Genomic DNA, 24,168 nt, shown 5'->3' with positions numbered 1-24,168 from the left:
CTACCTTACAATCATCTCGGCATGCAGAGCGCCGGCCGCTTTGATGCTTTTAAGGATATCGATCATATCACGCGGGGAAACACCAAGGGCGTTCAGCCCTTCCACCACTTCGGTCAGGGTCGTCCCCGAGTGAAGCTCGGCCAGTGATCCCTCTTGTTGCTCAAGGCCGACAGTTGTTCTAGGGACCGCCACAGTGTCACCAGGGCTGAACGGGTTGGGTTGAGAGACCTGTGGCGCTTCTTGAACACGTAATGTCAGTCCTCCCTGTGCAACCGCGACATTCGAGATTCTAACAGCGTCCCCCATAACGATAGTTCCCGATCTCTGATCTACGACAACACGCGCTTTTTGCTCTGGTTCAACCAATATATTCTCGAGCAAGCCAATCGCGTGTGCGGGCGATACGGCGCCGGTCGCAGCAATATCCAGTTCGATCGTTCCGCCATCATGCATCAGCGCAACCCGGCGACCAAAGAACTGGTTAACGGCTTTCTCAAGTCTCATGGCTGTCGTGAAATCCGGATTCCGCAGCGCCATACGCAAGCGCTCAAGCGAGGAGAACTCAAAATCAACTTCTCGTTCGACGCGGGCACCCGCCGGGATCGTACCAGAGGTCGGGACCCCTTCGGTAACCGAAGCTGCGGTGCCTTCCACTGATGCGCCAGCCGCAATTACTGTACCTTGCGCCACTGCATAGATATCCCCGTCCGCCGCATTGAGGGGCGTCATGATTAACGTCCCGCCCAACAAGCTTTCGGCATCGCCAATTGCAGAGACTGTGACGTCGATCTGCGCTCCGGAGCGGGCAAATGGTGGAAGCGTCGCCGTCACGAACACACCCGCCACGTTTTGCGGCCGCAACTGTTCGCCAGTAACATTAACCCCCAATCTCTCGAGCATCGTCGTGAGCATTTCTTCGGTGTAAGGTGCATTCCGGAAGCCATCACCAGTACCATGCAAGCCGACAACCAACCCATAGCCTACCAATTCGTTTCCGCGCACTCCGTCAAATTCGACAAGATCTTTGACGCGAACTGTCTCCGCCACGGCAGGCATGGCGAAAAACACGGTGGCTATAAAAACAAGCTGCTTAAACATCACAAATAATCCGCCAGCGACATGGAAGAAAGCTTTGAGGTCACCAGATACATCCGCTCAAGCGCTTGCTGGTTCTCCTCAAGTCGGACGGCCACTTCGTAGAGGTCGGGAACCGTCATGTCCGTCAGCTGAATTTCTAGAGAAGAACGCTCAGCCGCGTCTCTGACGCTCATGGCCTCTAGCCTGCTTTCGGACAGGCCAATAAGACCGGATTTCTCGGCGAATGCCTGAGCGGACGCTGCCAGATCGGCTCCGATGCTTTCAAGAACTTCAACCTCGGGAACCAAAGCCGCAGTTGCGGTTTGCGCCAGAAACTCTCTGAAATCTGGATCCATTGCCGTAACAGATGCGGTGATACGGTCACCCGAGGACAGCGCATACCCCACAAGTTGGTCATCATTGCCGCTATATGCTTGTGCGTACCCTGCGCCGTCCGCAGTAAACCAATCCTTGATAGCTGCCGCCCGCTGATGAAGATCTGCGATAGCGCCAAATTCAAGGGTCAGTTGCTCAAGCATTTCATCAGCCGGCGGCAAAGGAGATGCTCTTACATTCGCCCCAGAAAACAGGCTGCGCCCTCCGGCCGAGCCGTTCAATGCGCCTACAGTCTGCGTGAAAACGTTGCGCGCCTCTTGCGCCAAAACTGCCTCAGTATTTGAGCCACTACTCGCATCGGAAAAGAGCAGGGTTTCAGACAGGGCAGTCGCGTTTTCACCAAGCTGCGTGACGGCCGACTGTTGAGCGCCAAGAAACGCAGAGGCCTCGGCCATCACCTGCTCAAAGGCAGACAATGTGGCCATGCGCCCCTCTATCGCAGCAAGCGGACGAAAGTCGCCTTTCAGATGCTCAGCAAGATCCGAGACACGCCCTTGGGCAACGGTCTCCGACAGGGTTTGCATTTCGGACATAAGGCGCTGGTTGCTTGCCCGAAGCATCATGTTTCGAGCCAAATCACCAAGTGCAATCGACGTCATCGCAGAACCCCCATCAACATATCCAGCATTTCCTCAATCGCCGTCATAACCTGAGCATTCGCGGCGTACATTTGTTCGGTCAGCAGCAGTGTTTGCAACTCATCGTCGCTGTTCACTCCACTGCGCTGCGCATTTAGCGCGGTGAGTTTTGTGGATTGAATAACCAGCTGATCTTCCGCCCGAAGCTGTGCACGGGCAGCATTCGATGCGCCATCTGTGATTAGCGATGAAAGCGTTCCGCTTTGCAGACTCTCTGACATTGTTCCCAGATAGCCTGCGGCACCCGCGCTTTGCGCGGAGAGTGCTGTCATCCCTTCGCGTAAACGCCAAAGTTCGCCACCCTGCGAGGGGTCGAATGCCGGATTTACGGCCATTTTACCGGTGCTATCCGCCTGAATAACGCTACCTGCATCCAGTGCCAAAGACGTTTGGAGGGCCTCTGATATCCGGCCAAGCTGCTCTTGCGCTTGGGGTAAAACGGAATCTCGCAGGGCGAGATTCGCTCCAAGGCGGCCCCCACCAAGACCGTTCTCAGCGCTCTCCACAGCCTTGCCGTTAATCGTAAGTCCAGAAAGCGCACCGTTTTCAAAGGACATTTCGGAGACCATCACTTGCGACGATGAAAAGCCGATCTCCGCCGGATTCCCGTCCAACAGAATCCTGCCGCCGGTCGAATAAAGGGCAACGGTGTTATTGTCGCGCGTGGTTGATCGAACCGGTATCAACTCTGACAGGCTTGAGACCGCCTGATCACGGGCATCCAGCAAAGCGTTCGGAGACTGTCCATGGGATGATACGCTGACGATCTGAGAGTTCAGATCGGCAATCTGGCCAAGTAGATCATTCGCGCGCGCAACATCCTCGGCGATGGCTTCGTCAGCGGAAAGGCGGGCCTGCTGGATACTGTCCGAACCTGCATTAATCGCCTTCGCCAGATCGCTTGCCGCATCCAGAACCGATTGGAGGCGCACATCTGACTCTGGCGCAGCGGACGCCGCGATAAGCGTGGAATCCAACTGCTCTAGATAGGACGAAAGACTGCCCGTCTCTCCTGGCGTGCCGTAGGCCTTTGCAACGGTCGTGGCGGCCTCTACCTGAACTGCGGCAGCCGATTGGCTGGCCAAGCCCAGATTGATCGCCCCCTGCAAGCCAAGATCAACTTGTCGGGACACCGATAGAATTTTGACCCCGCCACCAACCGCGTTCGTCCCGAGATCAACCGCTTGGGGCGCGTAAGAGGCATTCGTCGCATTCGCCAAATTCGAAGAAATCACCTCGGCCCCGCGGGCCGACGCCGTCAGCCCCGAAAGGGCATTGTTCATCGCGCTACCAAGCGACATGGCCTATCTCCTTATCGCTTGATGTTGGTGGTTTCCTGCAGCATCTCATCCACGGTTTGGATGATCTTGGCGTTCGAGGAATAAGCACGCTGGGTCTGGATCAGATTGGTCAGTTCACCAGCGACGTCCACGTTGGATTCCTCAAGCGAATAGCTGATGATATCGCCGGTCGGGCCGTCGCCCGCATCCCAAAGGAAGAAACTGCCGCTTTCCGGCGAGGGCATGTAGGTCTGGCTATCCAGCGAGATCAGGCCGTTCGGGTTCGGCAGGTCAACCAGCGGAACCTTGAAGATTTCACGGGTGATGCCTGTGTCAAAGATCGCGTGAACGATGCCAGAGTCGTCTACCTCAACCGAGGTGACGTTCCCGATTTCATAGCCGTCCTTTGTGATCGACAGGGGGGCGAAATCGTCGGACAGCTGGGTCATCCCTGAGGCGCCACCGATCTCACCGATATCGATCTGCATCGGGCCTCCTTCAACCATCACTGAAATGCTGCCCGTCGCGGGATCATACGCCCCGCCAAAGCTTGAACTGACCGAAGCGAGCGTACCGCCTGCCGCGCGCGAGGCGTCAAAAGTCAGGGTGTATTCGCCCACCAAGGTGCCACCCGTTGCACCGTCGTGGATCTGCATCGTCCATTCATTCGTCCCTGTCGCGCCCGCAGCCGCTACGGTGGGCGTGAACGAAATCTGCAGGTTCTGGGACGTCCCAAGGTTGTCGAAATATTCGATCGACAGTTCCTGTTGGGTGCCATCACTCTCGGCGGCGGTCGCGCTAGCGGGCAGGTTCACGCCCAAACCGATCTTGGTCGTAGGCTCACCCGAGAGCTGGTTTACGTTGATGCGCACAGGCTCCAGCCCTTCGGCGGTGTCACGTGAATACAGGGGAAACGTGCCGTCAGGCAGCGCAGGCCAGCCCATCAAAACCAGATCGGACGCCGTGGTCAGAAAACCGTCCGAATCCGTGTGGAACGAACCGGTGGTCGTCAGCATCATCTGCGAATTGCCGTTCGCCACGTCAGTGGTTGAGGTGACGGGCAAAAAGCCCCTGCCCCGCACGGCAAGATCGGTTGAATTTGAGGTGGTCACCAGAGAGCCAGAGGTATCAATCACTCGCTCTGTCGTGACCCGCACGCCGCCAGCCGAATACTTGCCGCCGCTGCTGCCAAGCACCATAGAGTGAAAATCCGCCTCAACCTTTTTGTAGCCGTAGGTCGAGGCGTTCGCGATGTTGTCCGAAATCGCCGCCAAGCGACCGGCGTTCGCGGCCAGTCCGGCCACACCGGCGTTAAGCGAAGAAGAAATCGTCATGGGGGCACCTTTCAAAGTGATCGATGCCCCATCGTTAGACCCTCAGGCTTAACGCCAGCCTAACGGGATCGGGGGTGCTTCCACCAAAAGTGTCACCACAATCCGTTCATTTCGAGGATCCATCGGTAGATCTGTCCGTCGCAGATCGCGATCTGCATGCCCCGTGACTCGCTGGACCCGATCAGGCGCAAGACCTTGCTTTTCCAGCATCTCTCGGAATTTATTTGCCCGCTCCGTGGATAAATCCCACGTCGGGTTATTCCGCATGACCACTGGCGTTGACGCCAAATGCCCCGCGATGGCCAATGCGTTTTCGTGATCTTTCAAAAGATCAGCAACATGCTCTGCCAAGACAAGAATCATCGGCTCAGGCTCTGCGCTGAGGTGCTTGAAAAGCGGTTCATCAGGTCGCGCGTACATCTCTATGACCAAGCCTTCATCTGTGACACGAAAATCCAGATGTCGGCGTAGATCGATCCAATCGGGATCGCTCAAAGCTGCCTCAATCTGCGCTGCCGCCGCCTCAACCGCACCGCGCGCGCCTCGCGCTTCGGTCGGGTGAAGCGAGGTCGCCCCAGTCCCTTCAATAATCAGGACATCCTCGGAAACCACGCTTTCACCGCCAAAGTTCCCCTGCCCGCCGCCCGAAATCCGAGCCACAGGAATGCTTGGCGAAAAGTAATCCGCCAAGCCTTTTCGTTGTTGTTCCGTTGTCGCATTCAACAGCCACATCAACAGGAAAAACGCCATCATCGCCGTGACAAAGTCCGCATACGCGACCTTCCACGCCCCACCGTGGTGGCCTTCGGCCGCCACAACCTTTTTCCTTTTGATGATGACTGGCGCGCCTTTATCAGCAGCCATGTCCACCACCTTTCCCACCTCATCCGGAATATCCGGTCAGAGGTTATGGAAAGCTTAAGGATTCAAATGCGCTGTAGTTTGCTGCGCGGCCTGCCCTGTCACCACAAAAGCCTTGGCCGGATGTTATTCGACCAGCACTTCATAGTTCGGGATCGTCAATTCAGCACCATTCATGCCAAAGTGGCACCCGTCCAGACCGGGGCGCACCTTGCCTACCTGCATGTCATTGAAGAACTGCGTACGGCAGGAATACAGCGGCTCACCGTTCGCTTCCCAACCCACCCGCGTCGCGTTCGGCGGCACATTCCCGTTCGAGGCCGGAACCCAGAGTTGCGGATTCATGGCCACAAAATACTCGCTCGTGGTCCATTCCTCATTGCCATAGCCGGTCAGACACCCGCCCGAGCTATGGCTGATCTTGCCGGGGTGACGGCCATCGTGATGATCCGCCAGACAGGCGAACAAATCGCCATTTCCATCCCATCCTGCAGCCATCGGGCCGCCATCAACCGCGCCGCCGCGCATCATGGTCCACTCCACGTAGTTGCCCATGGCTTGCTGCATGTGATCAGGGCCCACCGCGCATTCATACGCCATGTCCATCGCCCAGGCCGAGCCCTCTAGAATGTACTCGGGCCCTTCATTCTGAACGTTCAGGTTCAGCATGTTGCCGTTCTTCAGCACGGGCTCGAGATCACCCATGATCAGGGCCAAATTCATGCCGTAAGCCGATTCATATTCCACGGGAAAACCGGCAGAGCTATCGACGTAGACCGTCATCGACGAATTCGGCACAGGGAAATCTGTCCCCAGCCGCCAGAAACCATCATCGAACATGATCCATAGGTTCTGCCCGTAACCTTGGGGCTTTGTATAGTCGGTCAGGTCTGCGTAGCAGGTCTTGGGGCTTAGTCGGTAAACGGCCCACATGCCCGATTGGGCATATAGCTCTTGCGCATGAGCGTTACCTGCAAACAGGCAAAGGAATGCGCTGGCCAGCGGCAAGGAATGACGTTTCATCATGTACTTCTTTCTGAAATGAAAAAGCCGCCCCCTCGCAGGGACGGCTCAACCCATTAGCGCGCGGCGCAGATTGTGGCGCGGCGGTTGGACCAGCATCCGCCATTGCCCATCCGGAAGTCTTCACCTAGCGGGGCTTGAGCATGGGTCGAGCCCGCCTGCCCGTTCCAGTGCCCATCACCCCAGCCATTGCCGCTGGGGCGCAGCTCGGCGATGTAGTCACCCATGAAGTTTGCGCGGTCGGTGTTGATCCAGAAGGTCCCATCGGTGTCCATCCAGATCGGGCAACCCTGCGCGATATTCACGTATTGCACGCCATCCACGATCAGCTTGCAGCTGCCATAGATCACCTTGGGGCCACGGGCTGCTGCTGGTTTGGGCGCAGGCTTCGGCGCCCCCATGCCCGCACACTGCAGCATCTGGTCAATCGCCGCGGACGAGCCCGAAAGCGAGTAGCGCAGATCATGGGTGTAGAAGTTCAGGTCAATTTCGTTCCCGCGCTTCATGGCGCTTAGCAGATCCATACCGACGGGCGTTTTGACCACATCGGACTCGTGCTCCCAATTCTGACGGAAGGTTTTTCCGCCAACACGTACGTCCGAATACACGTCAGCGCCAGTGAAGTCCGAGATCAGATAGATCGGGCCACCACGGCTTGCCTCAAGGCGGATCAGGTTGCCGAAGTAATCTTGCTTGGAGGGATCGCGCAGCTCAGCAGTACATGACCCGGTCACATGGCTCTCAAAGCGCCATTTCGCGGCGGCAGGACGGTGGATCTGAGCGGGCGCAGGCGCGGCAACATTCAGCGGCGATTCAGGGAACCAGTTTCCCGTACACTGCACAACCAGATCACGGACATGGCTTGCCGCGCCAATCACCGTGTCGCGGTTGTTATTCATGCACCAATCATAGTGCATCTGATAAACATCATGGACGCCGCGATCCCAGTCCAGACATCTGGAGTTCATCTGGATCGCCTTGTTCACCATCGGGCGCAGAAAGCCCGCGTATTGCTGGCACAGCCCCGCATCCGTGCGGTTTCCCTGAGCCTCAGCCTGCGACGCACCCAAGCTGATCATGGCCAGACTTAGCGCGGTATAGAGGCTTTTCTTGAATAAAGATATCATTTCGCAACCTTTCAAAAGCCGCGAATGGCGCAAAATGTATTGCGAACCATGATTGCAGCTGAATGAGATTTTATAAAATTGAGAGAAAAGAAACCTGTAAGAATCACTTGATAGCCCGATACCTAGCAGCGGGTTCTTTGCAGGGCGAATGATTTCTTTTGAAGAAGCATAATTTAAGTGAATACCTCTGCAAAATCAGAATATGCTCCTTAAATCTTAGAGAAAACAGTGCTGACTTTGCCTAATTTGTAAGCGTGATGCTCTCTCCCTTCCGGAAGGCAGGTTCCAGAAATGCTACGCGGTACTTGCATGTTTTATTAGCAGATTATTCTGAATCGGATGGCTTCACGTTCGGGTTTGCGTTGTTGTGATCCGCGGCTCGACTCACATAATTTGTGGAGATCGTGAGAAAAACCGCGTGCATCAAAGCACGCAATCATATTCCAACTGGGGCCTATATCACGACCCAGAAAAGGAAGCAATTCACCTCTGGTGTAACTTTCATCCCTTGGCTTAAAAAGAGCCTTTTCAAGCCCGAGCCGCAACCCTGACGGTACCGATTAGAGCTACTGAGTTTCAGGCGACACAATTCCAAGATTGATGCGCAGATTGTAACGAAGATATTAAGAAGCTTGAAAGATAATAAATCGTGATTGCCAATGCAGTGGTATTGCGTTCGCGACTATCCGTAACTGCGCAATTTTTGCAAATGCGTCGGTTGACAACGCGAATGGGCCTGCCCGCCGTATGCCAGAGGCGGAAAGCGAAGGTGCCGGAGCCAGAGTCCCTCTCTGACGTTATCTTCTCTGGGATTTGATGATTGAACGCCTGAAACATGTCTGGTGCGCGGATATCAATTACATCCCCATACGACGTGGCTTCCTTTACCTTTTCGCTATCATGGATTGGGGTGCAAACAGGTTTCTGTCATAGCGGCTATCGAATACGGTGGCCGCAAAATTCCGCATTTTAGCATTGTGCGCTGCCCTGAGGTTGCGCGGAAAGCCTTAGGTTTTCAGCTCAGGCCAGGGCAACCAGCTCACCGGTCCGCGTTTCACGCAAATCCTGCTTGATGCGGCGTTGGACGTCTCCATAGTGCCTGAAGCATATTGATTTATCGGCCATTGCGACTTTGCATGATGAGTCCGTCCACCTTCTTGCTCTAGGAACCGGGGCTGCGACATGGTCTGACTTTGACATGCGGAAGATCCACTCTAGTAGCTAGCGCTCGTATTCTGCGCGCAAGGGCAGAGCATCGACCAAAGCCTAACAAGGTCCTGATCTTCAGGAAGCGGTTCGATCAATAGGCAAGCTTTATAGCGCCGCATATCTGTCCGAGACATGGGGCCAGTTCATTAACCAGCCTGGCGAACTAGATCGGTTATGAGAACGTCGTGAAGCGAAGCACCAAGGATCTTGCGTGACGTATCGGACAGGCGGCGTCTGAGTTGGGTCATTTTCTCGGAATTGGTATAGCGCCCTGAAAAGCCGCCCTGGTTTGCGTGGCTGAACAGAACCTGCAGCAAGTGATCGCGCAGGCGTGGCTCTTTTTGGAACACAAGTTCCTTTCCCAGCTCATCAACCTCGAAGCTTATGCTCAAGATGACCAGAGCGTTATCGCCTCTGTCACTCACAACAGGCACTACAAGCTGATTACTAAGTTTAACATATTCTGTCTCCGCGTCCGGATCGGGTTCCCAGTCAGGCAAAACTTCCGGAGTTGGACATTCGCTGCCGCCTGCATCTGCCTCATCGATGAATGTCGAAGGAGGTAGGTAAAGACCGGCCCCGACGCCGGCACCAGTTCCAATGGCGGTTAAGATTAGTGGAAAGATAAACTTCATATCTGATCCTAAAACGGCAGGAGGACGTCAGTCAGTTGCTGGCCAATCCGCGGTTGCTGAACATCTGTAATCTGTCCGCGTCCGCCATAGGAAATTCGGGCCGAAGCAATTTTGTCATACGTGATTTCGTTCCCACGCGAGATATCTTCGGGGCGAACCAAGCCCTCAACCAACAGCTCTCGTAGTTCGAAATTTACGCGCACTTCTTGGCGACCTTCGATGATCAGCACGCCGTTTGGCATAACGTTCGTTACAGTCGCCGCAATTCGAAGGGTCAGTTTCTCTTTGCGACGCACCGAGCCATCGCCTTCACTCGCGCTTTTAGAAGTGACGTCTACCGCATCGGCAAGACTGGCACCTTCTGGCAGTTCGTTCTGGATCCTTTGTGGAAAGCCGAACAGGGCAGGCGCTTTCAATTCTTCCGAGTTCTTTCTGGCCCGCTCGGTGGAATTCGAGATTTCGGCTTTGTCGTCAATTTCGACGACGACGGTTAGAATATCGCCGCGCTTTTCCGCACGTCTGTCACCCAGCAAGGAACGCTGACTGCTGGTCCAGAGCGAGGCTTGCCCTGTCGGCCCGCTACTTGGTTCAGCGACAAGCGGTAATCCCGGACTAAGCATGGCAGAGTGTTCGGTATTGTTTTCATCCACATCTGTCATTGTCGGGGGGCGACCGACATGGTCTAGCCGCGCGCATCCGGCGATGAGAAGTACGGCAAATAGAATTGCAAACTGTTTCAAGAGGGTCCCCCCACGGAAATTGTGCCGTTTTTCAGTACTTCGCCCATTACGATTGTCCGCGAAGACAGGTTCATCGCGCGGATCAATGCGCCTTCCGGCCCGCGATCCAAGGCACGGCCGTCGGTCTGCATCGCGAGGCCGCCTGCGGTATAGACAAGGCGGACCAGTTGGTTGCGCTCGACCAAGGCCGGATCTTGTAGCATCGCTGGGTAGATGGGTTGGCCGCTGTAGATGGTGCTGACCACCTCCTTGCCCTCAACTGAGACGCGTTGCGTGATCGCTCCCGGTAGGGTGGCTTCGCTATTCAGGATGTCCTCAGCCGTGATGCGGGTCTTGGCTGGCAGAGTGCGTGCGGCGACCAAGCCTTCAGCATGCAGCGGCGCTGCAAGCAGGCATAAAAACAACCAACGCATCAGCGCACCTGAGTTGTGGCTGCCAACATCTGGTCGGCGGCCGAAATCACCTTGGAGTTCAATTCATAGCCACGCTGGGCCTGAATCAGTTCGGTAATCTCGCGTACCGGATCAACAGAGCTGTCCTCAAGATAGCCTTGGCGCAACGTTCCCACCCCATCCTCGCCCGGGTCGGAGACCGTGCCTGCGCCAGAGGCCTCGGTCTGGCGGAACAGGTTGGAGCCAAGGGCTTCAAGGCCGCGCGGATTAGAGAAACCGACTAGTGAAATTCGCCCGATTTGCTGTGCTTCGACGCTGTCGGCGAAATAGGCATAGACCTCGCCATCCGCGTTGATCGAAACGCTCCGTGCATCTTCGGGGACCACGATTTCAGGGGTCAGCGGGAAGCCGTCGGAGGTTACCAAAAGCCCATCTGCCGAGCGCTTGAAGGCTCCGTCGCGGGTATAGGCCGATTGGCTTGACGGCAGTTCGACCTCAAAATAGCCGTTTCCTTCAATGGCTATATCCAAATCGCCGCCGGTCGCAGAGAGCGAGCCTTGCGCGAGATGGACCGAAACGGAAGAGGGACGCACTCCGAGCCCCAGCTGGATGCCAGTTGGCACCATGCTGCCATTGTCGGCAGAGATTGTGCCCGGGTTGGTGACTTGCTGGTAATGCAGGTCCGAGAATTCCGCCCGTCGCGCATCGTAGCCGGTCGTGCTCATGTTCGCGAGGTTGTTAGAGATCACTTCGACCCGCATTTGCTGGGCGCTCATGCCGGTGGCGGCGATGGTAAGGGCACGCATGGCAGTCTCCTTAAGAAGTCAGGGTATCAATGGCGCGGCGTTGGCGCTCATCTTCGGTTTGCAGAAAACTTTGACCCATTTCATACGCACGCTGGACCTCGACCATGCGGGCCATCTGCCCGATGGGATCGACGTTAGAGCCTTCGACAAACCCCTGCCGCACACGGCCTTCTTGATTTGGGATAATGCCGTCAGGGGCATCAAACAGGGCGCCAGCCTCGCGGACCAGATTTCCGGGATTTGCGGGCCTGCCCAGACCGATCCGCGTGAGGGGATTGCCGTCGATGGATAGCGTTCCGTCGGCCCCCACGCCAATCTCTCCGGCATCGGTCGGGATCTGGATCGGCGCACCGCCCAAATCCAGAAGCGCGTGTCCGTTCGATGTGCGCAAAGTTCCGGTGCTGTCCGGTGAAAAATGCCCCGCGCGTGTCAGGCGGGTGCCATTCGGAGTTTCCACTTGGAAATAGCTATCCCCCTCAATCGCCAGATCGAATGTGCCGCCAGTTTGCTGCAGGGGACCTTGCACAGTAGAAACAAGGCGCCCATGCGCGCGGGTCATCGCGATACCATCCGGGGATTGCTCGGTCGACAGGACCTCGGAGAACAGGACGCCTTGCTGGCGATAGCCGTTCGTTTGCGCATTCGAGATATTCTGCGCGATAACGTTCATTTCCTGTAGCAACCCTTGCTGACGCGACAAGGGGGGTAGATTGGACAGTCCCATCAGAAACCTCGTGCAATTGTTGGTAAAAGCGTGTCGTGAAGCAGGCTGATCAACGCGCCCGTCATGAAGTCCATGCTGACCCAAAAGGTTGCCAGAATAGCCAGCATCTTAGGCACAAAGGTCAGTGTCATCTCTTGGATCGAGGTCAGTGCCTGCAGCAGGCCGATCACCAGACCCACGATCAAGGCGACCCCGAGGATCGGCGTGGACATCTGCACCGCGACCCAGATCGCAGTGCGAAGGCTGTCGAACAGCACTGCCTGATCCATCACATCGGCATCCTCAGGATCTCCTGATAGGCCTGTACAACCTTGTCCCGCATGGAAACGACGGTCTCGACCGCCAATTCTGTTTGGGCCAATGCTTGCACCAGTGCCTGCGGGTCTGCCCCTTTGGTCATGGACTGGGCGGCAAGGGTCTCGGTCTGTTTCAGCGTATCCGCGAAATTCTCGACAGCTTTAAAGGCGGTCGAGCCTGCATTGCTTGTCGGATCGGGACGGGTTGCGGGTTTGTTGATGGCATATTTATGCCCTGCGAAAAGCGTGTTGATTTCCATTCTGGACCTCGGAAGTTTTATTTCTGGAGAAGCTCCAACAAGCTGGAACTCATTTCACGCGCTTGCTGGAACATTTTGAGGTTGGCGTCATAGCTGCGCTGTGCCGCGCGGGCGTCGGCTAGTTCGATCACCAGATCGACGTTTGTGCCGGTGTAGTGGCCGGTTTCATCGGCCAGCGGATGCCCTGGATCGTAGATTTCGGTGGGCTGACTTTGATCAAGCGCGATGGGGCCCGCTTCTGGCCCTTTCGCATCACCCAGCGAGAAGCGGCCTTGGGCAACGGTCAGCAATTTACGCTGATAGCCGGGGGTATCTGCATGCGCGATGTTTTCGGACACATGCACAAGGCGCGCGCTTTGAAGGCGCAGGCCACTGCTGGACAGGCTAAGGGCTTGGCTAAGATCGGTCATGGTGCCTCCTTACATTTTGCCAAGGCTGGTCTTCATCAAACCCAGCGTTGACTTGTAGATGGAAAGGGCGCGGCGATGATCCTGAGCTATCTGAGCCGCGTCGAGCATCTGAGTTTCCAGATCAACGGCCTGGCCGGTATCGACGATTTTGGCGGACACCGGCTGAGAAGACGCAAAAGGGAGGTGGCTGTCGCGCGTCGCCTTTATCGCAAAACTACCTTGTTCCATGTGGTCCGAAAAACGCGCTACCGAGTGTGCGGTGAATCCGGGTGTATCGCTGTTCGCGATATTGGCCGCTGTGACCGTTTGCCGTTGCGAAGCATGCTGCATCGCGCGTCCGGCTAGTTTGAAAATTCCGATATTTTCGAACATCGGGGCTTCTCCCTCGATTGGCTTCAATCAAGGCTTAACCCTGATTCCTTTAGAAAGGGTTTGCGTAAACCTGTCGGAGGAATTTTGATGGCGTCTTCACCAATATCTTATTTAAATCAGAGTATTGCGAACGTTCGTACGGTCAAAAGCGCTGGGCGGGTGCAATCCCTGACTGGCTCGATGTTGCGAATCGAAGGGCTTTCACATCTGGCAAAGCTGGGTGATTGCCTGTGTCTTGAGGGGGAAAATGGCCGATTTGAGGCTCAGGTCATCGCACTGGATCCCGATGGCCTAACGGCTTTGCCCGAACGGTCGGTGGCAGGTTGTCGGGTCGGGCAATATGTCCAGCACATCGGGCCAAGAATGATCGCACCTGATCCAAGCTGGCTGGGGCGTGTCATTGATCCTTGGGGGCGGCCGCTGGATGGTATGCCTTTGGCGTCCGGCTGTACGCCGCAACGTCTTTTCCGCTCGCCTCCTCCGGCCGCGACCCGGCGCGGCTTTGGGGACAGATTGGCGACAGGGCTATCTATCTTTGACACTGCTTTGCCATTGGTACGCGGGCAAAGAATGGGTGTTTTTGCAGGGTCCGGTGTCGGGAAATCCACGTTGCTGGGGATGCTTGCCCAAGGTGTGCAAGCAGACGTGCGGGTTATCGCATTGATCGGAGAAAGGGGCCGAGAGCTGGGGGCTTTCGTGCGTGATACCTTGGGCCCTGAGGCAATGTCGAAAAGCGTGGTTATCGCGGCGACCTCGGATCAATCTCCTCTGCTGCGGGCTGATTGTCTGCCAGCAGCGATGACGGTCGCAGAAATGTTTCGGGATGCGGGCCAGCAGGTTTTTGTCTTGGCAGATTCTGTTACCCGCTTTGCTGAAGCTTATCGTGAAGTCGCAATCGCCGCTGGCGAAGCGCCCGCACTGCGGGGCTTTCCGGCCTCGATGACGCAAGCCCTGATGGGATTGGCAGAACGCGCCGGACCGGGCGCGGAAGGGCAAGCCGATATTACGGCCCTCTTCACTGTGCTGGTTGCTGGCTCTGACATGGAAGAGCCAATTGCCGATCTGGTGCGCGGGACATTGGATGGTCATATCGTTCTGGATCGTGCCATTGCAGAGCGCGGTCGCTATCCGGCAATTGATCTTTTGCGGTCAGTCTCGCGTAGCTTGCCTGAGGCCGCAAACGAGGCAGAGAACGCCTTACTTGCCGAAATGCGCAAATACTTGGGTTTATATCGAAAAGCCGAACCGATGATCCGCGCAGGACTACATCAGAAGGGTGCTGACCCAGCGCTTGATCGCGCGATTTCTTTGTGGCCTCAGTTGGATCAATTCCTAGCTGCACCATCATGTGCTGGCCCTGATGACGCTTTCCTTCGCTTGCGTCAGATTTTGTCTTCCCGATAGGTCAACCGGAAAGAAGGGCCAATGCCAGACTGCCTGAACTATAAGAATCCGTCTGCTCGATGGAAGCGCGGAGCAGGTAGCGCTCAATTAGAGTTTCACGGTGTTCATCGGCCGCGAGGTCGTCAATCGAAATGCCCATCTGCTGCTGTAGCTTATCTTCGAAGATCTCGACTTGTCGATCAAGGTCGAGTTGGGCAATGCTGTCGGGCAATCCGAGCGCAGTCGTAAAGGTCACGCGTAAGGGATCGTTGCCGATGATATTTAGCCACTTTGTTTTTGATTTTTTGTCGGAATCCACGACATCTGGCATTGTGCGTTCAGCGTTTAATGCAAGCCGGAGTGTTTCATCTTCTTCTCCGACAGCCACTTCGACCGAGACGTTTTCAAAGCGCGCTAAAATTTCATCGGCGAAGACGCTAAGTTGTGTTCGTGGAGTAGTTCGGTCGCCAAATCCGAAGGCGGCCGAAAAATCTGTATACCGCTGATCCGACAGCTTTCGCGCAAGGGCTGTCGAGCTGGTTGTTCCTTCTTCCAATATGGTTCTGACGAAGTATTTGTTGTCGATATCATCCGAAAGACCAAATGCGCCCAGTGCGACTTCGAGTAGCTCTCGATCCTGAACCAGCTGCGCGGCGGTCGTGATTGAACCGATCCGAGTTCGAAAGGCGTCGGCCAATCGTTGATTGGTCGGGTCCGATGCTGCCAACGCTTTTTGTTGCGACATGGTTTTCTGCAGGAACTTGTAGCCCGCCAATCCGTCAAGCGGAACGATTGCAGAGAAAGTCATTCACCTGTGTAGGCCAGCAGCCTATCCTCACGTGGCAAAAGCTCTCTCAAAGATTTCATGCAGTTATAGAATTTTCTTTGAATGGCGGCATCTGTGGCGGCATTCAAATGATGCCGACTGTCGTGATCGGTGAGCACTTGGCTAAGGCTCTCAATCCCGCGCAGCAGTTGATTGCGCCCCTGTGTTTCATCTGCGTCGCCGGTCAGAAGCAGTTGCGCAATATAGCAGACTCTGCGGACAGGGGTCTGAGCCTCATCGGGGTGAATAGCATCACGAAGGCGCAACACATGGGCTCCGGGCGAGGTGATACAAAGTTTTGCTCGGCGCTCACCGTTTTCAAGGATTGCACCGTTTATCAACACACGCTCTTTGGGTTGGAGTTTTAGGACCAGACCGCTCATTTGACACCCTCTCCGCGTAGGCCTTTCATGACAGATGTATTCACCTCAATGAGTGAAGCAATCCGTTCGTGATCCTTGAGGGCCTTGCTGCTTTGGCCAAGGCTGAATGCAGCAAGAGACAACAGTCCTGCTTTCAAGCTTTCGCCCATCTTGTTCCCGTCGCTGGCAAGGTCTGTCGCCAAAATGGTCCAAAGTCGTCGGTTGTCGTGCAGAGCCGAAGCTGTAGTTGCACGGTCTTGATCAGGGTTGTCTGCGGCAAAACGCAGGCGTTGGGTTACTTTTGCAAATATCTGATATTCGGTCGTTTTTGGCGTTTGTACACCGTGATTTCTATTACCGTAAGGGGATTTTTTTTGTGGGAACAATGGGGCCGGCTCCTGAATTCGGGCGCGTCAGAATAGTAGGTCATGCCGGGGATTAGTCCCCGGCATGATTTTTAACTTAGCGGAACAGCGACATCAGCGACGAGGGTGCCGAGTTGGCAATCGACAGGGCCTGAACGCCAAGTTGCTGCTGGGTTTGCAGCGCTTTGAGGCGGGCAGAGGCCTCTTCCATATCGGCATCGACCAGCGAGCCAATGCCGGTGTTGAAGCTATCGACCATCTTAGAGGTGAAGTCGCTCTGGATTTCGAGGCGCTTTTCTGTGGTACCAAGCTGGGCCTGTGCATCGACAGCAGTCTGAATATAGTTTTCAATCTGCCCCAAAGCCGAAGCAGCACCTGATGCAGTCGAAACGTCCATGTTATCCAGACCGGCAAGGCCACCGCTGGCGCGGGTGATCTGGAAGAAGCCGTTTACGGTTTCTTCTGTGTTGTTCTGCAGGGTGATCGCGCCGGTAGTGCTGTTGGTATCAAGGGTGAAAGACGATTGGTCCAGACCCGCATCGATCAGGCTGCTGCGCAGACCGGCTGCGATATCTTCGGTCCGATCGCCCGCGCCGATTGTGTAGGTTGCCTCTGTGTTGCCCAAGGTGATCGATACCTTGTCACCGGCCACCAGACCATTGCTTGCAGTACCAGCTGTCAGGTCGACGTCTTGCTGGCTGAGTGCCGCAGCACCAGCAGCGGGCGCACCGGAGGCATCCAACATGTTGAAGCCGCCGAGCACAAACTCAGAACCCGCGCCGGCGCTGCTTTGGTCCAGGCCAAAGCCGTTCGCCCCTGTGATGCCCGAGATCGCTGCCGCCGTCAGGCCTTGGTCAGCCGTCGCGAAGGCTGCGCCGCCGGTGGTTGTGGTGGCCGCTGGGCTAAGGTCAGTGCCGCTTTTGGTCGAGAGGTTGGTCAGGGTCGGGTCAAAGCTGATGTTGCCCGTCTTGACCGAACCGTCGGCACCACGGTTCAGCGATGCCAGAACGCTAAAGCCGCCGGTTCCGTCTTTGCTGCCGTCCAGCAGGTTCAGGCCGTTGAACTGGGCCGAGTCGACGATGCCGGTGATCTGCTCGACCAGCGATTGGACTTCGGTATTCAGCTTGTTGCGGTCAACGTTGTCTTCGTTAGCCGAGACAATCTTGGTTTTCACTTCATTCAGCAGTTCACCGATTTCCTCTGCAGCCGAAGAGGCGACAGCGACGGTCGATTGGCCAAGCGATAGCGATTCCGAGACGGCTTCAAAGCCTGCCACGTCTGCTTCCATCACTTTCGAAATAGCGAAGACCGAAGCGTTATCTTTTGCGGAGGCAACCGATTTGCCGGTCGCGATCTCGCTTTGCACGCTGGACAGGTCGCTGTTGATGGATTTCAGGGTCTGCAGGGCTACGGTTGCGCTGGTGTTGGTCAGGATACTGGACATCGTTCTTTCCTTAAGCTTCGGCATGATCTGCCGGGTATCGTGGTGGCTTTGGGCCAGGACATGTCATTCTGACATCGCCAGCATTGGGCTGGCTCATCTCAGCGGATGTGAGGTTAGTTTTGTGACGGAAGGTCTAATAAGTCGTGAAGACCAAACGCCTTTTCATTCAGATTTGAAACAAGTCACGCCTTTCGGCTGAGGCTGGGACGCGATGCCTCCATCGAAAGACGCTTACCCCTCGGTCCATAGTGACCCGCGCGAGTTTCCGGATTCGACAAGGCTTTTACGGTGTCCCTGGCTTGTTTCAGTCCGTCTTGCGCGGCTCGCAGCAGGGACATGGCGCGTTGCGCCTCGATTTGAACGGCGGGCTTTTCACGGGCCGAAAGCGGCGTGTTCGTCAGCCGTTCAAGAGTTGTCGCGAGTTGCGAAGACGGGATTTCCCCGCGCAACAGCAAGCCGTTCAGGTGGCGCAGATGTTTGGCGGCACTCATTTCAGATTCTCCATTTTTTGCAGGGCCGTTTCTAGCTGTCGCGCAAGGCCGAATCCTCCAGCATCGACCAGCGCCCGCGCCCGTGTTTCCAGAAGGAAGGATGAAAACTGGGCCTCGCCCGCGCCTCCGCCGAACGTTTCCTGAGGTTTATCGAAGCCCGCGGCTTTCAGCATTTGTGTCGCAAAGGTGACTTCAAGCTCCTTTGCGGCTGTCTTGATTCTGTCCGAGGGTGTGATTGCGGTCGGCGGCAATGTGCTGGGGATCATGAGAAACTCCTGTTCTGATGACGCCAGTTTCTCTGTTCGCGGTAAACAATCAGTAATTTTGCGCAGGTATTTCTGGTGAGGTTCAATTTCAGGTGCTTCATGAACCTTCATTTGTTGACAGCTTTGTTCCAGACACGCGCGCTGCCGGAAAATGGCGGTAGCGAAACGCGTACAGATACGCGATTTTCTGCGTTTTTTCAGGTCACTACGGGTGATGTCCCTGAGGTGGATGGAGAGGTTTCCGATCAAAACTCTCCAGTCGTAGCGGGGAGCGAAATCGAAGTTTCGCTCGATTCGGAAGAGGCGGAGTTTGAAGAAATCCTTCTTGAGGCAGGGATGCTTGAAAAGCCTACGGGGCTGGTTGAGGCTGTGCCGTCGCAAGAGGAGTTGCCAGACGCGCAAACCCCACCTGCCCCACATGAATCTCAGGATTTGATTCTACAGAATAGTACGGGCCAAGTGGGGCATGATCTCGCTGCGGTGTCTGATCTTGTGGAAACGCTTGAGTTGGAAGAGGGGCACCAAGAGGCATTGGCCGAAGTGCCTCTCGACGGTGTTAACACGTCAGGTTCTGACGCGGTGCAACATCCCTTTGTGCCGCTAAAAGCCGCTCAGTCTTTGGCTCAACCAGATCCGACAGGTTATCCCACGGTGGCGGAGCAACAGGCTGCCCCTTTGTCTGTGCGAACTTCAGATGTGCTTAGCGCGCAATCCAATTTAGAGACTGAAGCTGCGAATTCGGTGGCTGATGGTCCTGCAGTGGGTCTAGGAAAGTTCATTCCCGAAGCGGGGTTGGAGAAGAAACCGTCTCCTCCCGAGGGGACGAACCCTCGCACAGCAGAGCGGGCGGTTAATACGCATCAAGTGACGGGCGCACCGCCTGAGGGGCCGGGTTTCGGAACCATAAATGTGTCCAAAGCCACTGAAAATTTTAGCGATTGGTCAGGAGCGTTTGAACAAGAGGCACTTAGCCCCGAGCCAGCGGAACAAGTCATCCGAACCTCCATGACCGAGGCGCTCATGACTGAGGCGCCTTCTGCTCTGTCATCCACTTTGATTCGCACCGAAGTGCGGGTCTCTGATCCGGTCCTGATGCGTGTTCCAGAGGCTCCAGCCGAGCAAAAGTTGTTCATAAGTGAGGTCGCAGATCACTTGGGGGCTCGGGTCGTTCAGCACCCTGAAGGTGTTGTGGAGTTGGAGTTAGAGCCCGCTGATCTTGGACGGTTAAAGATGACCTTCCAGAAAGAGGACGGCATGACGACAGTCGTCGTCGAGGTCGACAAACGAGAGACGCTGGATCTGATGCGACGCCACGCAGAACAGTTCGTGGCTGATTTGAAATCGGACACCCAAGGTGATGTGCGTCTGAAGTTCGAAATGTCAGGTCAGGGTCAAAATCAAGGTCGCGGGCAGGACCAGCCGTATGCTCGCCTGCATGAGAACGCGGCCAGTGTAGATGAAAACCAGCAAGACGCCGCGCCATCCAGAAGAAACCTCTCTTCCGGGTCGCGGACGGATATCAGGGTATAAAAATGGAAGTTAGTGCAGTTTCAGGTGCGTTGGCCAGTCAGGCCAGCCAGAAAAGTCAGACCCAAACATCGGCGGTGAGCTCCGATTTTGAAACGTTCCTTCAGATGCTGACTGTTCAGATGCAGAATCAGGATCCTCTCAATCCGGTCGAATCTACGGATTTCGCGGTTCAGTTGGCGACCTTTTCCAGTGTCGAGCAACAAGTGCTGACCAACCAGCATCTGACCAGCCTGGCCAATAGTCTTGGGGTGTCGGGGCTAGGTGATCAGGCCGCTTTGATTGGCCGGGAGGTTTTGTCGCCATCGGCCGTTCAATTTGATGGTGATCCGCTTGCGGTTCAGCTTAGTCTGCCTATCGGTGCCGATCGGCATGAACTGGTCGTCTATGATGAAACTCAGACAGAGGTGAACCGCATCACTGTGCCAGATGGAGAGACCGAGCTGAATTGGTACGGTTCCACGGCACAAGGCGGGATTGCACCAGACGGCGTGTATTCTTTTAGCCTTGAAAGCTATTCCGGCGAGACGATGACGGATCGTTCAGATGTGTCGGTCTGGGGAAAAGTGACAGAGGTTCGACTGGATGGTCAGTCGAACCAGCTTTTGTTGGCGGGTGGCGCCATGTTGGACGCCACAGCCGTTGAGGCCGTGCGTTAGTGCAGCGACGAAAGGAAAACGCCAAGGCCGACAAGGCCACCGCCGATGACGGCACCGTAAAGAAGGTCACGCTTGCGGCGTTTGGGGGCTTCTGGTCGGCTGTTCGCCTGTGCTGTCAGGGCGTTTTCCACAAGGTTGGGAAGGCGCGGTCCGAAGCGGCCCAAAACTGCCGCCGTCTTTTTCAAATCCCGCAGCATCGCTTTCGGACCAAGATTGGACTTGATGTAGTCCTCGACGACGGGGCGCGCGACTTCCCAGATATTGATGTGGGGATCCAGCGAGCGTGCAACGCCTTCGACAACAACCATGGTCCGTTGCAGCAGGATCAACTCGGTCCGCGTTTCCATGCCGAAACGCTCGGTGACCTCAAACAAATAGGCCAGCAGCTTCGCCATCGAGATGCGGGTGGCGTCCATGCCAAAAATCGGTTCGCCCACAGCGCGCAAGGCGCGGGCAAACTCATCGACATCGCGGTCGGCAGGGACATAACCAGCTTCAAAGTGGACCTTTGCGACTCGGTAATAGTCCTTCTGGATGAAGCCGTAGAGGATTTCTGCGTAGACCCGTCGGGTGTATTCATCGATGTGCCCCATGATTCCGAAGTCATAGGCAATGATATCGCCATTCGGCGCCACCTTGAGGTTCCCCTGATGCATGTCGGCATGGAAATAGCCGTCACGCAGGGCATGGCTGAGGAACAGTTGCAAAACCCGCGCACCCAGCGCCGAGCGGTCATGACCCGCAGCGTCCAAGGCGGCGTTGTCGCCCAGTGGCTCGCCTTCTGCCCATCCCATCGTCATCACGCGGCGGCCCGAATAGGCCCATTTAACTTGGGGAAGGGTAAATCCCTGATCGTTTTTGGTGTTGTCCGCAAATTCCGAAGCGGCACTGCTTTCCAGACGCAGGTCCAATTCGCCCGTTACAACGCCTTCGAAGTGGGCGATGACATCGGTCGGCCGCAATCTGCGGGACGAAGGCGACAAGAGTTCAATCATTCGTGCCGCAAAATAAAACGCGTCGATGTCTCGGCGGAACGCGCGTTCGATGTTCGGGCGCAGAACCTTAACGGCGACTTGCTCGCCAGTTTCGGAGAGGCGGGCCTTGTGGACCTGTGCGATCGACGCTGCAGCCAAAGGTTCGCTGAATTCGCTGTAGATTTCCTCGACAGGCTGGCCAAGCTCATCATGGATCATCTGCTTGGCGATGGCTGTGTCGAACGGGGGCAGCTTGTCTTGCAGGACACGCAGTTGCTGGGCGACTTCGGCCCCGACCACATCAGGACGGGTCGAGAGAATCTGGCCAAACTTGATATACGCGGGCCCAAGCGCATTCAGCGCCCGCGGCGCTGGCGGCATCGAGGGATCGCCAGCCTCACCCAACCAATGGAAAGGCCAGGCCATGGCACGCGCAACAACGCGCAGCGCCCGCGGCGCTTCCATAGCGTCCAGAATGAAGCCCATTGCGCCGGTACGCTCCAACGTCGCGCCGGTACGGATCAAGCGGATAATGTTGTGGGGGCCGCGCATCGATCAGATCTTCCAACCAGAGTGAAGCGCGGCGATGCCCAAAGACAGGTTTCGGTACTTGGCGTTCGCAAAGCCTGCCGTTTTCACCATACCAAGGAATGTGTCTTGGTCGGGGAATTTACGGATAGATTCCACAAGATATTGATAACTGTCGAAATCATTCGCGATCACTTGCCCCATGCGCGGGATCACGTTGAACGAGTAACGATCATACAGCCATTGCAGGCCTTCGTTCGGGATTTGGCTGAACTCCAGCACCATCAGGCGGCCACCTGGACGCAGAACGCGGTAGGCCTCGTTCAGGGCTTCTTGCGGACGGGTGACGTTCCGAATGCCAAAGCTGATGGTGTAGACATCAAAGGTGTTGTCCTCGAACGGCAACTTCATGGCGTCGCCAACCACCCAGTTCAGACTATCGGCCATGCTTTCGGCCTCGGCGCGCTTGCGGCCTTCGACCAGCATTGGTTCGGTCAGGTCCAGAACTGTGGCGTGCGCCGACCCGGCCCTTTTGAGATAGCGGAACGAAATATCACCGGTCCCCCCGGCCACATCCAGCAAGCGTGTGTTCGGGCGCGGGGCCAGCCAATCCATCATCGCATCCTTCCAGACACGGTGAATTCCCATGCTCATCACGTCATTCATGATGTCGTACTTTGACGCGACCGAGTTGAAGACGCCCTGAACGCGCCCTGCCTTTTCGCTCTCGTGAACGGTCTGGAAGCCGAAATGGGTGGTGCCTTGACTGTCTTCGGTGCTCATGGGTCTTGATCGTCCTTGTTTCTGGTCCTTCTTATAGGGCGCTTGGGGGGCGATACAATGCGCGCCCTGCCGGAAGGAGACGTGGAATGCCTGAATTGCCCGAAGTCGAGACAGTCCGTCGCGGGCTGGAGCCTGTGATGACCGGCCAGCGGATCGCGCTTGCGCAGGTGAACCGGCCTGATTTGCGCTGGCCGTTCCCTGAAAATATGGCCGCGCGTTTGACGGGCCAGCGGGTTTTGGGGCTGCGGCGGCGGTCAAAATACATCCTGTGCGATCTGGAAGGGGGCGAGACTTTGCTGATCCATCTGGGCATGTCGGGACGGATGTTGATCTCGGGTGCGCAGGTCGGAGCGTTTGCACACCCACATCCCGCGCCCGAAAAGCACGATCATGTGGTGCTGGATATGGCGGACGGCGCGAGGATCACCTTCAATGATGCACGGCGGTTCGGCGCGATGGATCTGGCGCGTACCGACGATGTGGATGCGCATAAGTGGCTAACAGTTCTGGGCCCAGAGCCATTGGGCAACAATTTTGACGAAGCGCATCTGGTGCAGGCCTTCAAGGGGCGACGGACCCCAATAAAATCTGCGCTTCTGGATCAGGGAATCGTCGCAGGTCTGGGGAATATCTATGTGTGCGAAACACTGTTCCGCGCCGGAATTCACCCGACCCGTCCGGTAGGCCAGATTTCGGAACGTCGCGTCAAATCGTTAGTGCCGATCATTCGCGATGTGCTGAATGAGGCGATCGCTGCGGGAGGGTCGTCTTTGAAAGATTATCGTCGGGCCGACGGTGAATTGGGCTATTTTCAGCACAATTTCGACGTTTATGGCCGTGAAGGGCTGCCTTGCCGGGCGGAAGGCTGCAATTCTGTCGTGAAAAGAATCGTTCAGTCGGGGCGGTCCAGTTTCTACTGTCCGACATGTCAAAGATAACTTGATCCGACAGTCCACCCTGTTAAGGAATCGGACTGGTCG

Annotated in this window: 28 protein-coding genes; 4 read left to right on the top strand and 24 right to left on the bottom strand. The window is 56.2% G+C overall.

Annotated elements, in window-relative coordinates; genetic code table 11:
* The 16 genes from CLV74_RS05475 to CLV74_RS05400 all read right to left on the bottom strand — a co-directional run bounded on the left by CLV74_RS05475 (window position 1) and on the right by CLV74_RS05400 (window position 13,580).
* Window positions 1-1,098 (bottom strand): flagellar basal body P-ring protein FlgI, encoded by a 1,098-nt coding sequence (locus tag CLV74_RS05475; RefSeq protein WP_106263228.1) that lies wholly within the window; start codon window positions 1,096-1,098, stop codon window positions 1-3.
* Window positions 1,098-1,868, bottom strand: coding sequence for a hypothetical protein (locus CLV74_RS05470; protein ID WP_146134900.1), 771 nt, complete (start codon window positions 1,866-1,868; stop codon window positions 1,098-1,100). The genes CLV74_RS05475 and CLV74_RS05470 overlap by 1 nt, the downstream gene beginning before the upstream one ends.
* Before the next feature lie 200 nt (window positions 1,869-2,068).
* Window positions 2,069-3,412: a flagellar hook-associated protein FlgK gene (gene flgK / locus CLV74_RS05465; protein WP_106263226.1), complete on the bottom strand. Its 1,344-nt coding sequence runs from the start codon at window positions 3,410-3,412 to the stop codon at window positions 2,069-2,071.
* 11 nt (window positions 3,413-3,423) lie between these two features.
* Complete coding sequence (locus tag CLV74_RS05460) at window positions 3,424-4,725, bottom strand: flagellar hook protein FlgE (RefSeq protein ID WP_106263225.1); 1,302 nt, start codon at window positions 4,723-4,725, stop codon at window positions 3,424-3,426.
* Window positions 4,726-4,773: 48 nt separating this feature from the next.
* Window positions 4,774-5,589 carry a flagellar motor protein MotB gene (locus CLV74_RS05455; RefSeq protein ID WP_106263224.1) on the bottom strand — a complete coding sequence of 272 codons (816 nt, stop codon included), beginning with the start codon at window positions 5,587-5,589 and terminating at the stop codon, window positions 4,774-4,776.
* 123 nt (window positions 5,590-5,712) lie between these two features.
* A complete protein-coding gene (locus CLV74_RS05450; RefSeq protein WP_170107991.1) occupies window positions 5,713-6,609 on the bottom strand; it encodes a DM9 repeat-containing protein in 897 nt (298 codons plus the stop codon).
* Window positions 6,610-6,665: 56 nt separating this feature from the next.
* Window positions 6,666-7,736: a hypothetical protein gene (locus CLV74_RS05445; RefSeq protein ID WP_106263222.1), complete on the bottom strand. Its 1,071-nt coding sequence runs from the start codon at window positions 7,734-7,736 to the stop codon at window positions 6,666-6,668.
* A gap of 1,355 nt (window positions 7,737-9,091) precedes the next feature.
* Complete coding sequence (locus CLV74_RS05440) at window positions 9,092-9,580, bottom strand: flagellar basal body-associated FliL family protein (protein ID WP_106263221.1); 489 nt, start codon at window positions 9,578-9,580, stop codon at window positions 9,092-9,094.
* 8 nt (window positions 9,581-9,588) lie between these two features.
* Window positions 9,589-10,320: a flagellar basal body L-ring protein FlgH gene (flgH, locus tag CLV74_RS05435; RefSeq protein ID WP_106263220.1), complete on the bottom strand. Its 732-nt coding sequence runs from the start codon at window positions 10,318-10,320 to the stop codon at window positions 9,589-9,591.
* On the bottom strand, window positions 10,317-10,733 hold the full coding sequence (flgA, locus tag CLV74_RS05430; protein ID WP_106263219.1) for a flagellar basal body P-ring formation chaperone FlgA: 417 nt from the start codon (window positions 10,731-10,733) through the stop codon (window positions 10,317-10,319). The genes flgH and flgA overlap by 4 nt, the downstream gene beginning before the upstream one ends.
* Window positions 10,733-11,518 carry a flagellar basal-body rod protein FlgG gene (gene flgG / locus CLV74_RS05425; RefSeq protein ID WP_106263218.1) on the bottom strand — a complete coding sequence of 262 codons (786 nt, stop codon included), beginning with the start codon at window positions 11,516-11,518 and terminating at the stop codon, window positions 10,733-10,735. The genes flgA and flgG overlap by 1 nt, the downstream gene beginning before the upstream one ends.
* Window positions 11,519-11,528: 10 nt before the next feature.
* Window positions 11,529-12,242 carry a flagellar hook-basal body complex protein gene (locus CLV74_RS05420; protein WP_106263217.1) on the bottom strand — a complete coding sequence of 238 codons (714 nt, stop codon included), beginning with the start codon at window positions 12,240-12,242 and terminating at the stop codon, window positions 11,529-11,531.
* On the bottom strand, window positions 12,242-12,511 hold the full coding sequence (locus tag CLV74_RS05415; protein WP_106263216.1) for a flagellar biosynthetic protein FliQ: 270 nt from the start codon (window positions 12,509-12,511) through the stop codon (window positions 12,242-12,244). The genes CLV74_RS05420 and CLV74_RS05415 overlap by 1 nt, the downstream gene beginning before the upstream one ends.
* Complete coding sequence (gene fliE, locus CLV74_RS05410; protein ID WP_106263215.1) at window positions 12,511-12,798, bottom strand: flagellar hook-basal body complex protein FliE; 288 nt, start codon at window positions 12,796-12,798, stop codon at window positions 12,511-12,513. Before fliE ends, CLV74_RS05415 begins: the two co-directional genes overlap by 1 nt.
* 17 nt (window positions 12,799-12,815) lie before the next feature.
* Window positions 12,816-13,208, bottom strand: coding sequence for a flagellar basal body rod protein FlgC (gene flgC / locus CLV74_RS05405; RefSeq protein WP_106263214.1), 393 nt, complete (start codon window positions 13,206-13,208; stop codon window positions 12,816-12,818).
* A 9-nt stretch (window positions 13,209-13,217) separates the two neighbouring features.
* Window positions 13,218-13,580: a flagellar basal body protein gene (locus CLV74_RS05400; protein ID WP_106263213.1), complete on the bottom strand. Its 363-nt coding sequence runs from the start codon at window positions 13,578-13,580 to the stop codon at window positions 13,218-13,220.
* Between the two features lie 87 nt (window positions 13,581-13,667).
* On the opposite strand from CLV74_RS05400, the gene CLV74_RS05395 reads away from it, so the two are divergent.
* Window positions 13,668-14,984 (top strand): FliI/YscN family ATPase, encoded by a 1,317-nt coding sequence (locus tag CLV74_RS05395; protein ID WP_106263212.1) that lies wholly within the window; start codon window positions 13,668-13,670, stop codon window positions 14,982-14,984.
* A gap of 1 nt (window position 14,985) precedes the next feature.
* On the opposite strand, the gene CLV74_RS05390 is transcribed toward CLV74_RS05395, so the two are convergent.
* The 6 genes from CLV74_RS05390 to CLV74_RS05365 form a co-directional block, all read right to left on the bottom strand.
* Complete coding sequence (locus tag CLV74_RS05390) at window positions 14,986-15,771, bottom strand: DUF1217 domain-containing protein (RefSeq protein WP_106263211.1); 786 nt, start codon at window positions 15,769-15,771, stop codon at window positions 14,986-14,988.
* Window positions 15,768-16,172, bottom strand: a complete 405-nt coding sequence (gene flbT, locus CLV74_RS05385) for a flagellar biosynthesis repressor FlbT (RefSeq protein WP_106263210.1) — start codon at window positions 16,170-16,172, stop codon at window positions 15,768-15,770. Before flbT ends, CLV74_RS05390 begins: the two co-directional genes overlap by 4 nt.
* Window positions 16,169-16,537 carry a flagellar biosynthesis regulator FlaF gene (gene flaF / locus CLV74_RS05380; protein WP_170107990.1) on the bottom strand — a complete coding sequence of 123 codons (369 nt, stop codon included), beginning with the start codon at window positions 16,535-16,537 and terminating at the stop codon, window positions 16,169-16,171. The genes flbT and flaF overlap by 4 nt, the downstream gene beginning before the upstream one ends.
* Window positions 16,538-16,613: 76 nt before the next feature.
* Window positions 16,614-17,960, bottom strand: a complete 1,347-nt coding sequence (locus CLV74_RS05375) for a flagellin (RefSeq protein WP_106263208.1) — start codon at window positions 17,958-17,960, stop codon at window positions 16,614-16,616.
* Between the two features lie 182 nt (window positions 17,961-18,142).
* Window positions 18,143-18,451 carry a hypothetical protein gene (locus CLV74_RS05370; RefSeq protein WP_106263207.1) on the bottom strand — a complete coding sequence of 103 codons (309 nt, stop codon included), beginning with the start codon at window positions 18,449-18,451 and terminating at the stop codon, window positions 18,143-18,145.
* The gene (locus CLV74_RS05365; RefSeq protein WP_245888467.1) at window positions 18,448-18,828 is read right to left on the bottom strand and encodes a rod-binding protein; all 381 of its coding nucleotides are present in this window, start codon (window positions 18,826-18,828) and stop codon (window positions 18,448-18,450) included. The genes CLV74_RS05370 and CLV74_RS05365 overlap by 4 nt, the downstream gene beginning before the upstream one ends.
* Here CLV74_RS05365 and CLV74_RS05360 point away from each other — a divergent pair.
* Together CLV74_RS05360 and CLV74_RS05355 are read left to right on the top strand one after the other, a co-directional pair.
* Window positions 18,817-20,247 carry a flagellar hook-length control protein FliK gene (locus CLV74_RS05360; RefSeq protein ID WP_106263205.1) on the top strand — a complete coding sequence of 477 codons (1,431 nt, stop codon included), beginning with the start codon at window positions 18,817-18,819 and terminating at the stop codon, window positions 20,245-20,247. The two genes, CLV74_RS05365 and CLV74_RS05360, sit on opposite strands and share 12 nt — an antisense overlap.
* 2 nt (window positions 20,248-20,249) lie before the next feature.
* Window positions 20,250-20,903: a flagellar hook capping FlgD N-terminal domain-containing protein gene (locus CLV74_RS05355; RefSeq protein WP_106263204.1), complete on the top strand. Its 654-nt coding sequence runs from the start codon at window positions 20,250-20,252 to the stop codon at window positions 20,901-20,903.
* On the opposite strand, the gene ubiB is transcribed toward CLV74_RS05355, so the two are convergent.
* Both ubiB and ubiE read right to left on the bottom strand, forming a co-directional pair.
* Window positions 20,900-22,429 carry a 2-polyprenylphenol 6-hydroxylase gene (ubiB, locus tag CLV74_RS05350; protein WP_106263203.1) on the bottom strand — a complete coding sequence of 510 codons (1,530 nt, stop codon included), beginning with the start codon at window positions 22,427-22,429 and terminating at the stop codon, window positions 20,900-20,902. The genes CLV74_RS05355 and ubiB overlap by 4 nt on opposite strands.
* A 3-nt stretch (window positions 22,430-22,432) precedes the next feature.
* Window positions 22,433-23,188, bottom strand: a complete 756-nt coding sequence (ubiE, locus tag CLV74_RS05345) for a bifunctional demethylmenaquinone methyltransferase/2-methoxy-6-polyprenyl-1,4-benzoquinol methylase UbiE (RefSeq protein ID WP_106263202.1) — start codon at window positions 23,186-23,188, stop codon at window positions 22,433-22,435.
* A gap of 86 nt (window positions 23,189-23,274) precedes the next feature.
* Here ubiE and mutM point away from each other — a divergent pair, with 86 nt between their 5' ends.
* Window positions 23,275-24,126, top strand: coding sequence for a bifunctional DNA-formamidopyrimidine glycosylase/DNA-(apurinic or apyrimidinic site) lyase (mutM, locus tag CLV74_RS05340; RefSeq protein WP_106263201.1), 852 nt, complete (start codon window positions 23,275-23,277; stop codon window positions 24,124-24,126).
* Window positions 24,127-24,168: the final 42 nt, after the last annotated feature.

It is taken from the genome of Donghicola tyrosinivorans, from assembly GCF_003003355.1.
In the GTDB taxonomy this organism is placed as follows: domain Bacteria; phylum Pseudomonadota; class Alphaproteobacteria; order Rhodobacterales; family Rhodobacteraceae; genus Donghicola; species Donghicola tyrosinivorans.
The sequence above is the reverse complement of the archived record's forward strand: the minus strand, read 5'-3'. Positions and strand labels throughout refer to the sequence as shown.